The 13,844-nt window shown below is 59.5% G+C and carries 12 protein-coding genes and 1 tRNA gene; 7 read left to right on the forward strand and 6 right to left on the reverse strand.

Annotated features, from left to right (window positions below):
- Positions 1–107: 107 nt before the first annotated feature.
- The 4 genes from PL597_RS23110 to PL597_RS23125 form a co-directional block, all read right to left on the reverse strand.
- A tRNA-Ser gene (locus tag PL597_RS23110) sits at positions 108–197 on the reverse strand.
- 87 nt (positions 198–284) lie between these two features.
- Complete coding sequence (locus PL597_RS23115) at positions 285–449, reverse strand: hypothetical protein (RefSeq protein ID WP_077982291.1); 165 nt, start codon at positions 447–449, stop codon at positions 285–287.
- A gap of 329 nt (positions 450–778) precedes the next feature.
- On the reverse strand, positions 779–1,006 hold the full coding sequence (locus PL597_RS23120) for a hypothetical protein (RefSeq protein WP_269823931.1): 228 nt from the start codon (positions 1,004–1,006) through the stop codon (positions 779–781).
- 15 nt (positions 1,007–1,021) lie between these two features.
- Positions 1,022–1,285, reverse strand: a complete 264-nt coding sequence (locus tag PL597_RS23125; RefSeq protein WP_003502742.1) for a hypothetical protein — start codon at positions 1,283–1,285, stop codon at positions 1,022–1,024.
- 137 nt (positions 1,286–1,422) lie between these two features.
- Here PL597_RS23125 and PL597_RS23130 point away from each other — a divergent pair, with 137 nt between their 5' ends.
- The 3 genes from PL597_RS23130 to PL597_RS23140 all read left to right on the forward strand — a co-directional run bounded on the left by PL597_RS23130 (position 1,423) and on the right by PL597_RS23140 (position 4,118).
- The gene (locus PL597_RS23130; protein WP_271366316.1) at positions 1,423–2,142 is read left to right on the forward strand and encodes a hypothetical protein; all 720 of its coding nucleotides are present in this window, start codon (positions 1,423–1,425) and stop codon (positions 2,140–2,142) included.
- A 138-nt stretch (positions 2,143–2,280) separates the two neighbouring features.
- On the forward strand, positions 2,281–3,774 hold the full coding sequence (locus PL597_RS23135; protein ID WP_142912223.1) for a D-alanyl-D-alanine carboxypeptidase: 1,494 nt from the start codon (positions 2,281–2,283) through the stop codon (positions 3,772–3,774).
- An 83-nt stretch (positions 3,775–3,857) separates the two neighbouring features.
- Positions 3,858–4,118 carry a hypothetical protein gene (locus PL597_RS23140; protein ID WP_077982287.1) on the forward strand — a complete coding sequence of 87 codons (261 nt, stop codon included), beginning with the start codon at positions 3,858–3,860 and terminating at the stop codon, positions 4,116–4,118.
- Positions 4,119–4,215: 97 nt separating this feature from the next.
- Here PL597_RS23140 and gyrA read toward each other — a convergent pair whose 3' ends face one another.
- Positions 4,216–7,008: a DNA gyrase subunit A gene (gene gyrA, locus PL597_RS23145; RefSeq protein ID WP_077982286.1), complete on the reverse strand. Its 2,793-nt coding sequence runs from the start codon at positions 7,006–7,008 to the stop codon at positions 4,216–4,218.
- A 217-nt stretch (positions 7,009–7,225) separates the two neighbouring features.
- Here gyrA and PL597_RS23150 point away from each other — a divergent pair, with 217 nt between their 5' ends.
- A complete protein-coding gene (locus tag PL597_RS23150) occupies positions 7,226–7,855 on the forward strand; it encodes a MarC family protein (protein WP_080790741.1) in 630 nt (209 codons plus the stop codon).
- A gap of 132 nt (positions 7,856–7,987) precedes the next feature.
- Positions 7,988–9,136 (forward strand): CBS domain-containing protein, encoded by a 1,149-nt coding sequence (locus PL597_RS23155; RefSeq protein ID WP_077982284.1) that lies wholly within the window; start codon positions 7,988–7,990, stop codon positions 9,134–9,136.
- A gap of 68 nt (positions 9,137–9,204) precedes the next feature.
- Here PL597_RS23155 and PL597_RS23160 read toward each other — a convergent pair whose 3' ends face one another.
- Positions 9,205–9,795, reverse strand: a complete 591-nt coding sequence (locus PL597_RS23160) for a single-stranded DNA-binding protein (RefSeq protein WP_271366318.1) — start codon at positions 9,793–9,795, stop codon at positions 9,205–9,207.
- A gap of 264 nt (positions 9,796–10,059) precedes the next feature.
- On the opposite strand from PL597_RS23160, the gene uvrA reads away from it, so the two are divergent.
- Together uvrA and PL597_RS23170 are read left to right on the forward strand one after the other, a co-directional pair.
- Positions 10,060–12,981, forward strand: a complete 2,922-nt coding sequence (uvrA, locus tag PL597_RS23165; protein ID WP_077982283.1) for an excinuclease ABC subunit UvrA — start codon at positions 10,060–10,062, stop codon at positions 12,979–12,981.
- Positions 12,982–13,037: 56 nt separating this feature from the next.
- Positions 13,038–13,838, forward strand: a complete 801-nt coding sequence (locus PL597_RS23170; protein WP_271366320.1) for a DUF72 domain-containing protein — start codon at positions 13,038–13,040, stop codon at positions 13,836–13,838.
- Positions 13,839–13,844: the final 6 nt, after the last annotated feature.

Below are 13,844 nucleotides of genomic sequence, written 5' to 3' on the forward strand. Positions count from 1 at the left end.
TGGAACAGAGAACGCTGCAAACAATCGACAATCCGTTCGGCACGAGATTGTCACCTATGTCTTAGGTACAAACTGTTACCTATGTCTCCGGTCTGGACAAAGCTTGATGGCAGATGGGGTGGGATTCGAACCCACGGTACGCTCTCACGCACGCCGGTTTTCAAGACCGGTTCCTTAAACCACTCGGACACCCATCCATCGGTGGTGAGGCTTTATAGCGGTTTGAAAAAGGTCGTCAATCCCGACCGGTCGAGCGGCGTCGCTCTTCTTTCGTGGTTGGCAGATCATTGCCCCGGTGTCGTTGCCGGCGGCAACAGGGATCCGTCACCTGAAGGTATCGACGGCGCCTGCTGAGCCGTATCGAATAGCGTCAGGCTTAAAACGATTGCCACAAGCGCCAGCAAAAGCGCCACAAAGAGGATTCCCGATTTGTCCATGCGTTTGCTCATGTCACGTTATCTTAAAGCCGAATATGTGCAATTCTGGGCAACGCAAAGAACAAAGTGAAAGTCTGTCAAGTTGTCTTACAGATTCGGCCAACTTATCGTTCAAAAATCCGCAAATTGGGTGAAATTTATGCATAGGCGTACTGTTTGAGACGGAAATGGCCTATCGCGTCAGCACTATTGTCATTTATATCAGGCCATCGCTCCCGGGCATTGCCCAACTTTCCCCGAGCGATCAACCTGCCCCGCCTCTTTGCGGGGCTTTTTTTCTATTATGACCACAAAAAAAAGAAGCGTGACCGAAAGGCCAGCGGGCGATAACCGCCATCGTCTCAGACGCCGATGCTCGGCCCGCCATTGCCGTGCCGGCTGTCACCTCGAAAAATATCCTCGAACAGATTTAGCAACGCCGGCGGCAAGCTATCGGACAACTCGGTGATGATTTCGTTGGCGCGATTATAGGAATAAATGGCTGAGAGCGTCAGCACCAGCAGCACGATCCACGGCCAGATCGGCTTGCGCCTTTGCGGCGCTCCGTTCGGTTGTTGTGGTAAGGTCATGCTGGCACCTTTCCTTCAGGCCTTCACGCGCGGCTCGCCTCCGGGCGCATAGGCGGTTTTCTGCAAGAAACGGAATATATTGCCGCACTGGGCGCAGCGGATCATGAAATCCGTCGGATCGCCCGAGACGCGCTCCGCGCGAAATCCGCGCGGCATTTCATCGATGCGAAAATCGACGTCCCGGCGGCTCTTGTCATCCGATTCCGACGCTTCGGCAAAACCCTGATGACCACATTTGGAACATTCGAGCTTCCGGGAATATCTGTCGCGCGCTGCCATATGCCGTCCTTTGCTTGGTTGTTCTCAGGTAGCAGCGGCAAAACATCATTTCAATGCCGATCGCCTCGGGTTAAAGCTTTGCACCCCTATTTCCCGGCGGGAAACGCATCCAGCGGCCGGAATGAATGTGGAAGCCCATGAACGACCAGAAACCTCTGCTGTCATCATCACTCATGCTGCGGTCCGTCCTTATCACCGCAATTCTGCTCGTCTTTCTCGGCGTCCTAAATGTCGGCATCAAATGGTATGGCGAGCGGATTCTTCAGGCCGGCCAGACGACGGACACCGAAGAGGTCGAGATCGTCATCGGCAACGACCGGCTGAGGCTTGCCAAAAACACCCTGCGGGCGCCTTCCGAGCGCATCGGCGGAGAACGGGAGCGCGTCGACCTTTATCTAAGCTGGCCTGATCTCAAGGGGTATGAGGAAGCGAATCGCGCCGTTTTCGACGATCCCGCGCAGGCGGCAGGTCTGATTTTCATCCAGCTTTCGCAAAGCACCATGTCCGAGGACATGTCCGGTCGTTTCGGGCCGATCTATTCGCGGCTGACGGAGGGAGAGCCGATGCCGTTGAAGCACGGCCTGCTGCTGCACCGTCTGCGGACCGATTCCGGCTATGGCAAGGAAGTCATATTGACCGGCGATCGCGATGGCGAAAGCGTCTATGTGGTGCGCTGCCTGCTGCCGCAAACGCCGCAGGCGGCCACCGGCAGCGATTGTCAGAGGGATATTCACGCCGGACAGGACCTCAGCCTGTTCTACCGTTTCTCCTCCGCCCTGCTGCCCCAATGGCAAAAGCTGGATGCGGAGGTGAAAAACTATATCGAGCGCCGCCTCGTAAAAGACGGAAATCGGTGAAACAGCACGGCACAGATTGGGTGTGAAAAGTCGCATTTTATGGAAGGCGGATACCTTTCATAAACCACTTGGTAACGCCAACCCGATAAAGTTTTGTCTCGGAGCATCGGGCGGGGCGTGTCCGAGCGGAACAGAAATATGCGATTGAAGAGTTCAGCAGTGTTGAAAAGTCTATCCGGGGCACATTCGCGCAAAGCGGGTGCGACGTCTTTTGTGAGGTTTATTGCGTTAACCCTTGCTGCGGCGTTCATAACCGCAACATCCGTTCAAACCGCAAAGGCCGATCCGAAATATGCGGGCATCGTCATCGATGCCAAGACCGGCAAGGTTCTTTATGGCGAGGATCCGGACGGGCTGCGTTATCCGGCGTCGCTGACAAAGATGATGACGCTTTATCTGACATTCGAGGCGCTCAATACCGGACGTATCTCGCTCGATTCGAAGGTGCCGGTGTCAGCCAACGCCGCCAAGGAGCCGCCGTCCAAGCTCGGCGTACGCGCCGGCGGCAGCATCACCGTGGAACAGGCCATCCTTGCACTCGTCACCCGGTCCGCAAATGACATGGCAACCGCGCTCGGCGAATATCTCGGCGGCTCGGAAGACCGTTTTGCCAGAATGATGACCGCCAAGGCCCGAGCGCTCGGCATGACCCGCACGACGTATCGCAACGCCAACGGCCTGCCCAACACGGCGCAGATGACAACGGCACGCGACCAAGCCCGTCTCGGTATCGCGCTTCGCCAGCATTTCCCGCAATATTACGGCTACTTCTCCACCCGTACCTTCAACTTCGGCAAGCAGGTTATCGGCAACCATAACCGTCTTGTCGGAACCGTGAAGGGTGTGGATGGCATCAAGACCGGTTATACCCGTGCAGCCGGCAGCAACCTTGCCACATCGGCTCAGCTTGACGGACGTTCCATCGTCGCCGTCGTTCTCGGTGGTCGCTCCAGCGCTGCCCGTGACGCCACCATGCGCAAGCTTGTCGCAACATACCTGCCGCAGGCATCGCGTGGCGGCAACAGCAACCTGATCGCGCAGACCCGCTCCGCACCGGTCGAAGAGCCCGCCGCCGTCTCCGCTGCCGTTCCTTCCGTGGCAGTTGCTGCAACGGCAGCCGGCCTGCCCAATTCCGGTCCAGTCCCGCAGGCCCGTTACGAGGAAGCGCCGGTCACCGCTTTTGCAGGCTCCTCTTCCAATGCGGCCGTCAAGGCAATGGAAGCAGCAACCTGGCAGAAGGGCAAGGACCCGATTGCTCGTGCGCCTTCCGCGCCGGACCGTAAGCTGATCACCAACTCGACCAAGGTGGATAATATCGTCACCGCGTCCACTACGACACCTGTCGTCTCCGCGCCTTCAGTTTCGGCCAGGTCGGAAATTCCGCAGGGAAGCTGGGTGATCCAGATCGGAGCATCTCCCGACGAGAACTCCGCGCGCGGCCTGTTGCACAACGCGCAGGAAAAAGGCGGTGCGGCGCTGCGCTCCGCAAAGCCCTTCACGGTTGCCTTCAACAAGGACGGCTCCCAGATCTACCGCGCCCGTTTCGGCGGCTTCGATGGCCAGAACGCCGCGGTGAATGCATGCAATGCATTGAAAAAGAAAGGCGTCAGCTGCTGGGCGTCACTCCAGTAACAGACGTTTTCGCAGGCGGTGGTTCACGCTCGAAACATCGCCTGTCTCCTCGAAATTTGTAATGTGTAGCGAGGCTTTCCAAGATGGCAGTCAACGAGAATTATTCGGACATTGCGTCTGGCAACGGGCATGGCAACCTGTCGGTTCTGCATCCCATTCACGAGGCGGCGATGCGTATCGCCGATCTCGGTCTTAACCGTTCCAAGGCGAAGACGCGCGATCTCGTGGCGCTGCTTCTGTCGCATGGCGCCCGCGCCTGGCGCTCCAATCAGCCGGAAGCAAACATCCACCTTCATGTCGCAAGCCGCTCGGGCCGCGCACCGGTGCATATTCGGATCCGCTGAAAATCAAACGCAGTCGATAAGACGCAAGCAAAAAACCCCGCGGAGCCTGAGCGCCGCGGGGTTTTTCTTGATTGGTAGCCGAAGATAACGAGGCGGCTTACGCCTCGCTTTCCGGCGCCTCCAGCGTATCAGGCAGATCGGCGGCGGCGTCTTCGCCATTGCCGTTTTCTGCTTCGTCGTCGCCTTCCGGCTCGTTGATACGCTCCACGGAAACCACCTTCTCATCCTTGGCGGTCGAGAAAATAGTCACGCCCTTGGTGGCGCGGCTGGCGATGCGGATTCCGTTGACCGGAACGCGGATGAGCTGACCGCCATCGGAAACCAGCATGATCTGGTCGCCCTCCTCCACCGGGAAGGCAGCGACGAGTTCGCCGATCTCGTTGGTCTTTGCCGTATCGGTGGCGCGGATGCCCTTGCCGCCGCGACCCGAGGTGCGGAAGTCGTAAGAAGAGGAACGCTTGCCGAAGCCCTTCACGGAAACCGTCAGCACGAATTCTTCACGCGCCTTCAGTTCCTGATAACGCTCTTCGCTGAGTTCACCCTCTTCTGTAACTTCCTCGCCGACGAGCGCAATATCGTCCTCATCAACGCCTGCGGCACGCCGCTCGGTAGCCGAACGCTTCAGATAGGCCGCGCGCTCCCACGGTTCAGCTTCCACATGGCCCACAATGGTCATGGAGATGATGCGGTCGCCCTCGGCCATGTTGATGCCGCGCACACCGACGGAGTTGCGGCCGGCAAAGACGCGCACATCGTCCACGGGGAAGCGGATGCACTGGCCGAGCGCGGTCGTCAGCAACACGTCGTCGCGGTCCGTACAGGTTTCAACGGAGAGGATTTCATCGCCCTCCTCGTCCAGCTTCATGGCGATCTTGCCATTGCGGTTGACCTGCACGAAATCGCCGAGCTTGTTGCGGCGAACCGTGCCACGCGTCGTCGAGAACATTACATCCAGCGTTTCCCAGGTCGTTTCGTCCTCGGGCAACGGCATGATGGTGGTGATGCGCTCGCCGGGCTCCAGCGGCAGCATGTTGATGAGGGCCTTGCCCTTGGACTGCGGCGTGCCGATCGGCAGACGCCAGACCTTTTCCTTGTAGACGATGCCACGCGAGGAGAAGAACAGGACAGGCGTATGGGTATTGGCAACGAAGAGACGGTTGACGAAATCCTCGTCGCGCGTCGCCATGCCGGAACGGCCCTTGCCGCCGCGACGCTGCGCGCGGTACGTGGTCAGCGGCACGCGCTTGATGTAGCCGAGATGCGAAACGGTGACGACCATGTCCTCGCGGGCGATGAGGTCTTCATCGTCCATATCTGGGCCGCCCTCGACAATCTCGGAACGGCGCGGCGTGCCGAACTCGTCACGGACGGCGACAAGCTCGTCCTTGACGATCTGCTGGATGCGCAGGCGCGACGACAGAATTTCCAGATATTCGGATATTTCAGCGCCGATCTTGTTCAGTTCGTCGCCGATTTCATCGCGGCCGAGCGCTGTGAGGCGGGCAAGGCGAAGTTCGAGAATGGCGCGCGCCTGCTCTTCCGAGAGATTGTAGGTGCCGTCTTCATTGATGCGGTGGCGCGGATCGTCGATCAGACGGATCAGGCTTTCCACATCCTGCGCCGGCCAGCGCCGCGTCATCAGCTCTTCGCGGGCCGAAGCGGGATCGGGCGCATGGCGAATGACGCGGATGACCTCGTCGATATTGGCGACCGCAATCGCCAGACCGACCAACACATGCGCGCGCTCACGCGCCTTGCGCAGCAGATATTTGGTGCGGCGGCTGACGACATCCTCGCGGAACGAAACGAAAGCGCGCAGCATGTCGAGCAGTGTCATCTGCTCCGGTTTGCCGCCGTTCAGCGCCACCATGTTGCAGCCGAAGGAGGTCTGCAGCGGCGTGTAACGGTAAAGCTGGTTCAGGATGACATCGGCATTGGCATCGCGCTTCAGCTCGACGACCACGCGGTAGCCCTGGCGGTCGGACTCGTCGCGCAGGTCGGAAATGCCCTCGATGCGCTTTTCCTTGACCAGTTCGGCCATCTTTTCGATCATCGACGCCTTGTTCACCTGATAGGGAACCTCGGTGATGATGATCTGCTCGCGGTCGCCGCGCATCGGTTCGATGGTGGCGCGGCCGCGCATGATGACCGATCCGCGACCCGTCTCGTAAGCCGAGCGGATGCCGGACCGGCCCATGATCAGCGCGCCGGTCGGGAAATCCGGGCCAGGAATGATCTGCATCAGTTCCGGCAGCTCAATCGCCGGATTTTCGATGAGAGCGATACAGCCGTCGATAACCTCAGAAAGATTGTGCGGCGGAATATTGGTGGCCATGCCGACGGCGATGCCGCCTGCCCCGTTGACCAGAAGGTTCGGGAACTTGGCCGGAATGACGACTGGCTCTTGCAATGTGCCGTCATAGTTATCGCGGAAATCGACCGTTTCCTTGTCGAGATCGTCGAGCAGCGAATGCGCGGCCTTGTCCAGACGGCATTCGGTATAACGTTCTGCCGCCGGCGGATCGCCGTCGATGGAGCCGAAATTGCCCTGCCCGTCGATCAACGGCAGGCGGAGCGACCAGTCCTGCGCCATGCGCGCCAAAGCGTCGTAGATCGCCGAATTGCCGTGCGGATGGAATTTACCCATCACGTCCCCGGTAACGCGGGCGCATTTGACGTATTTTTTGTTCCAGTCGATGCCGAGTTCGGACATGCCGTAGAGGATACGACGATGGACCGGCTTCAGGCCGTCTCGCACATCGGGAAGCGCGCGGGACACGATAACGCTCATGGCGTAATCGAGATACGACCGCTGCATTTCCTCCATGATGGAAATCGGTTCAATGCCTGGCGGAAGTTTTCCGCCGCCGGGGGGGCTCTGGTCAGTCAAAACGGATCACATTCTCTGTTAAGAATCGGATGGATTTTTATAGCGGAAACAGCAACGTTAAGCCAATTTCCCGGCGAGTTTTGAACAGGCTTTTGCGTCATTTGCAAGACGAACGCCGCTTTTCACGATTTAGCCCGGCAAAAGTGGGTCCGTTCCCTTTCAAAGCAGCCACGACTTGCGTAGGGTCATATGCAAAAAGGCAATAAGCGGGGAAAGAATGGCCAGCAGCGAAACGCTCATCAATGCGCTCACCACACTTCTGGTCACACTCGATCCACCGGGTCTCGCACCCGTTTTCCTGGCGCTCACCGTCGGCATGACGCGCGACCAGCGCAGCCAGGTGGCGCTGCGCGGCTCCATCATCGCCTTCGGCATTCTCGCCGTCTTCGCGCTTTTCGGCCTCGCGATCCTCAATCTTCTCGGCATCTCGCTCGGCGCCTTCCGCATCGCCGGCGGCCTTCTGCTGTTCTGGATTTCCTTCGAGATGATTTTCGAAAAACGCCAGGAGCGCAAGGAAAAGACTTCCGAAATCGCCATCACCAGGGACCAGCTTCACAATCTGGCGGTCTTTCCGCTGGCGCTGCCCCTGATCGCCGGGCCGGGCGCCATTTCAGCCACCGTGCTGCTAGCCGGATCGATGAAGACCACGGTCGAGATGGTGGTGCTCATCCTGATCCTCGCTTTCGCCATGGCCCTCGTTTATGCAGCCCTGATCGTCTCGGAACGCATGGACCGCTTTCTCGGCAATACCGGCCGTGCGATCCTCACCCGGCTGCTCGGCGTGCTGCTGGCGGCACTATCGGTGCAATTCGTGGTCGACGGCATAAAATCGGCCTTTGATTTCTGATCTTCGGTGCGATCCCATGTCCGCGCAACAAAATCCCGTATGCGGTTATAACTCCGGAAAATCCGCGCTTTAAATCCGGCCGGCATTTCGGCTAAAAGACGCGCATCTTTTCCGGTCTCGAAAGTTGTTCTCATGCGCTCCACGCTGCGCCGCCTCATCCCGGATGCCGCCCCCGTCAGCAACAGGGAAAGGCTGCGCTCCGCAAGCGGCGCCTTTTTAGGCATTCTGCTGACTGGGCTTCTCGGCAGTTTGGCTCTGCGTTTCGATCCCACCCTGCCCGCCATGATCGCACCGATGGGCGCCTCGGCCGTGCTTTTATTCGCCGTGCCCTCCAGCCCGCTGGCGCAACCCTGGTCGATCCTGTGCGGCAATCTCGTATCGGCTTTCGTGGGTGTAACCGCAGCGCTACTGGTGCCGGATCCATTCCTCGCCAGCGCGCTCGCCGTCAGCCTTGCCATTGCCGCCATGATGGCGCTGCGCTGCCTGCATCCGCCAAGCGGTGCCGTCGCGTTGACGGCCGTTCTCGGCGGCCCCGCCGTACACAGCCTCGGTTATGACTTCCTGCTCTGGCCGGTCGCCGGAAACTCACTGATCCTTCTGGCACTCGCGCTCGTCTATAACAATGCCACCGGCCGCACTTATCCCCACGGCCTGAAGTCTGGAAAGGCCGCCCATGGCACCACCGATCCCACCCCTATCCAGAAAATCGGCTTTTCCTCCAGCGATCTCGATGAGGTGCTGAAGGAATATGACGAGTTTCTCGATATTGACCGGGACGAGCTCGAAGCCATCCTGCGCAAGACCGAACTGCGCTCTTACCGCCGCCGCGCGCTGCATCTCGATTGCGCCAGTGTCATGTCGCGGGATGTGATCGGTGTCGCCCCCGATGACAGCCTGCGCCACGCCCATGCGTTGATGCGCAGCCACCATTTCAAGGCACTGCCCGTCACCAATGATAAGGCCGAAATCCTCGGCATCGTTACCCAGACCGATTTCCTGGAGAAGGCAAGCTGGAGAAACGGTCGCCCCTCCATCGGCTTCCTGCAGCGGCTGCGCCGGATTCTATCAGGCGCAAGCGCCCCCAACGATACCGTCAAGGACATCATGACCTCCCCGGTAAAAACCGTGCAGCCTGAAACCTCGATCGAGGAGGCCATCATCCGTTTTGCGGAGGAAGGTCTACATTACCTGCCGGTTATCGACGCCAAGGGAAAGATGGTGGGCATCGTGTCGCAATCGGATGTCATGGTTGCGATGCTGGCGGACAAGGTGGCGGCCTGAGCCGATCTAAAATTAAAGGCGGGCAGCAGCCTTGCTACGCCCGCCTTCCACAATCTGCGAGCTTCCGCTCAGAACGGGATATCGTCATCCATATCGTTGGAGAATCCACCGGAAGGCTGGCTGCCGCCACGGGAAGAGCCGCCGCGGGGTGACGACTGCTGGTCGTAACCGCCGCTGCCGCTGTAACCGGAACCACCGCCGCTGCCATAATCATTGCCGCCGCCGAAATCGCCGCCGCCGCTGCGGCCACCGCCGCCGCCCTCGCCGCGACCATCAAGCATCGTCAGCGTGGAATTGAAGCCCTGAAGCACGATTTCGGTGGAGTAACGGTCGTTACCGGTCTGGTCCTGCCATTTGCGCGTCTGCAACTGGCCTTCAATATAGAGCTTGGCGCCCTTCTTGACATATTGCTCGACCACCTTGCAAAGGCCTTCGTTGAAGACGACGACGGTGTGCCATTCGGTCTTCTCGCGGCGCTCGCCGCTGTTACGGTCCCGCCAGGTCTCCGAAGTGGCAATGCGCAGATTGGCGATGGGGCGGCCATCCTGCGTCCGGCGGATTTCGGGATCGGCGCCCACGTTTCCGATCAGAATTACCTTGTTTACGCTACCAGCCATCTCGTCATCCTGTCCGCCGGCCATCATGACCGGCAATTGCATTTCAAAAAATTCGCCACACAATAGCTGCCGCGGCCCGCAAAGGGCACCGCAGCCGGGGAACTATCCACAAAGAATAATCTTAAGCTGCGGGAGCAGACATTCGCGCTTGCAATTCGTTCCTTTTTTGTTCTATTAAATCGCAGATTTCGAGTCAAGCATTCCGAAAAGCTGCGACCGATTGGGAATAGACCTCGACACATCCGGCTGCGTCACTACATAAGGACGCGCTGCCATCAAGCCTGTTATTTTTGTCCGAGCCTTGTCATGAGTGAACTGAAGACGATTTCCATCCGTGGCGCCCGCGAGCACAACCTCAAGGGCATCGATCTGGATCTGCCGCGCAACAAGCTGATCGTCATGACCGGCCTTTCCGGTTCGGGCAAGTCGTCGCTTGCCTTCGATACGATCTATGCCGAGGGCCAGCGCCGTTATGTCGAAAGCCTTTCGGCCTATGCGCGCCAGTTCCTGGAAATGATGCAGAAGCCGGATGTCGACCAGATCGACGGCCTGTCGCCGGCAATCTCCATCGAGCAAAAGACAACGTCGCGCAATCCGCGTTCCACGGTCGGCACGGTCACCGAAATCTATGACTATATGCGCCTGCTGTTCGCCCGCGTCGGTGTGCCCTATTCGCCGGCAACCGGCCTGCCGATCGAGAGCCAGACGGTCAGCCAGATGGTCGACCGCATCCTCGCTTTCGAGGAAGGCACGCGTCTTTATATTCTTGCGCCGATCGTGCGCGGCCGCAAAGGCGAGTACAAGAAAGAACTCGCCGAGCTGATGAAAAAGGGCTTCCAGCGCGTCAAGGTGGATGGCCAGTTCTACGAGATCGCCGACGTTCCTGCCCTCGACAAGAAATACAAGCACGATATCGACGTGGTGGTCGACCGCGCCGTCGTTCGCCCGGATATGGCCGCACGCCTTGCCGACAGTCTCGAGACCTGCCTCAAGCTCGCCGACGGGCTGGCAATCGCCGAATTCGCCGACAAACCTCTGCCGCCGGAAGAAACCGCCGCTGGTGGCTCCGCCAACAAGTCGCTTAACGAGACCCATGAACGGGTGCTGTTTTCGGAAAAATTCGCCTGCCCTGTTTCCGGTTTCACCATTCCGGAAATCGAGCCGCGGCTGTTCTCCTTCAACAATCCCTTCGGCGCTTGTCCCAGCTGCGACGGTCTCGGCTCGCAGCAGAAGGTCGATGAAAACCTCATCGTACCGGAGCCGGCCCGTACGCTGCGCGACGGCGCGATAGCGCCCTGGGCCAAATCCTCCTCACCCTATTACAACCAGACACTGGAAGCGCTCGGCAAGACTTTCGGCTTCAAGCTGTCGAGCAAATGGTCGGACCTGTCGAAAGAAGCGCAGCACGCCATCCTGCAGGGCACCGATGACAAGATCGAATTCAACTATCAGGACGGCGCCCGCTCCTACAAGACGGTGAAGAATTTCGAAGGCATCGTGCCCAATCTGGAACGTCGCTGGAAAGAGACGGACAGCGCCTGGGCGCGCGAGGAAATCGAACGTTACATGTCGGCGGCCCCCTGCCCGGCCTGCGCCGGTTATCGCCTGAAGCCGGAAGCGCTCGCCGTCAAGATCAACAAGCTGCACATCGGTGAAGTTACCGAAATGTCGATCCGTACGGCGCGCGACTGGTTTGAGGTGCTGCCGGAAAACCTCAACGCCAAGCAGAACGAAATCGCGGTGCGTATCCTCAAGGAAATCCGCGAACGGCTGCGCTTCCTCAACGATGTCGGGCTGGATTATCTCAGCCTGTCGCGCAATTCAGGCACGCTTTCCGGCGGTGAAAGCCAGCGTATCCGTCTGGCCTCGCAGATCGGCTCGGGCCTGACAGGCGTTCTCTATGTTCTCGACGAACCCTCGATCGGACTGCACCAGCGCGACAATGCCCGCCTGCTCGATACGCTGAAACATCTGCGCGATATCGGCAATACCGTCATCGTGGTCGAACACGACGAAGATGCCATTCTGACGGCGGATTATGTGGTCGACATTGGCCCGGCGGCCGGTATCCACGGCGGCCAGGTCATTGCCGAAGGTTCGCCGCAGGAGGTGATGGCCAATCCAAAATCGCTGACCGGCAAATATCTCTCCGGCGAACTCGGCGTTGCCGTGCCGGCTGAGCGCCGCAAGCCCAAGAAGGGCCGCGAGATCAAGGTGTTCGGTGCACGCGGCAACAATCTGAAGAATGTCACCGCAGCTGTGCCGCTTGGCGTCTTCACCGCCGTAACCGGCGTATCTGGCGGCGGCAAGTCCACCTTCCTGATCGAGACGCTTTATAAATCGGCGGCGCGCCGGGTGATGGGTGCGCGCGAAATCCCGGCCGAGCACGACCGCATCGACGGTTTCGAATTCATCGACAAGGTGATCGATATCGACCAGTCGCCGATCGGCCGCACGCCGCGTTCCAACCCCGCCACCTATACCGGCGCCTTCACGCCGATCCGTGACTGGTTCGCAGGCCTGCCGGAAGCCAAGGCGCGCGGTTATGCTCCGGGCCGTTTCTCCTTCAACGTCAAGGGCGGCCGCTGCGAGGCCTGCCAGGGTGACGGCGTCATCAAGATCGAGATGCACTTCCTGCCCGACGTCTACGTCACCTGCGATGTCTGCCACGGCAAGCGCTACAATCGCGAGACGCTGGATGTCACCTTCAAGGGCAAGTCCATCGCCGATGTCCTGGATATGACGGTCGAGGAAGGTGTGGAGTTCTTCGCGGCGGTTCCGGCGGTGCGCGACAAGCTGCAATCGCTGTTTGATGTCGGCCTCGGTTACATCAAGGTCGGCCAGCAGGCCAATACGCTCTCCGGCGGCGAGGCGCAGCGCGTCAAGCTCGCCAAGGAACTGTCAAAGCGCTCGACGGGCCGCACGCTCTATATTCTCGACGAGCCGACGACCGGCCTGCATTTCCACGATGTCAACAAGCTGCTGGAAATGCTGCATGCGTTGGTCGAACAGGGCAATTCCGTCGTGGTGATCGAGCACAATCTCGAAGTCATCAAGACGGCGGACTGGATCATCGATATCGGGCCTGAAGGCGGCACGGGCGGCGGCGAAGTGGTGGCGACCGGCACGCCGGAGGACATTGTGAAGGTCGAGCGTTCCTATACCGGTCATTTCCTGAAGGAGCTTCTGGAGCGCCGGCCAGCCGGAAAACGGGAGGCTGCGGAGTAATCCGCAGCTTTCGTCGCAAGGGTACGAAAGGCCGAAGGCCGGAGGAGAAATAACACATGTCGACATCAGGCACGATTCGCACCGGTATCGGCGGCTGGACCTTCGAGCCCTGGGAAGGCACGTTTTATCCCGAAAAATTGCCGAAGAAGCGCCAGCTGGAGCACGCCAGCCGGCAGCTTACGGCCATTGAGGTGAACGGCACCTATTACAGCAGCCAGAGGCCGGAGACCTTCGCCAAATGGGCTTCCGAAGTGCCGGAGGATTTCGTCTTCTCGCTGAAGGCAAGCCGCTTCGTCACCAATCGCAGGGTTCTGGCCGAGGCCGGTGAATCGATGACGAAGTTTTTGACTCAAGGGTTGACGGAACTCGGCGCCCATCTCGGCCCGATCCTCTGGCAGTTTGCGCCCACGAAGAAATTCGATGCGGATGATTTCGGTGCGTTTCTGGCGCTGTTGCCGGAAAAACAGGACGGTATCTCCCTGCGGCATGTGGTGGAGGTCCGCAACGAGACATTCCAGGTGCCGGAATTCATCGATCTCATCGCCAAACACAAGGTCGCCGTCGTCTGCGCCGATCATCATGATTATCCGATGCTGCCGGACGTGACCGCCGATTTCGTCTATTGCCGCCTGCAGAAGGGCGAGGACGATATCAAGACCTGTTATCCGCAGACCGGGATCAGCGACTGGGCCAAACGGGTCAAGACCTATGCGGCGGGCGGCGTGCCGGACGATCTGCCGCTGATTGCGCCTGAGCGGTCGGTCGAAAAGACCCCGCGTGACGTCTTCGCCTTCTTCATCACCGGCGGCAAGGTCAATGCACCCGTGGGTGCGCAGGAACTGCAAAAAGCGGTCTGAGCGCTT

Source organism: Agrobacterium sp. ST15.13.013 (assembly GCF_027956525.1).
Lineage (GTDB): Bacteria > Pseudomonadota > Alphaproteobacteria > Rhizobiales > Rhizobiaceae > Agrobacterium > Agrobacterium salinitolerans.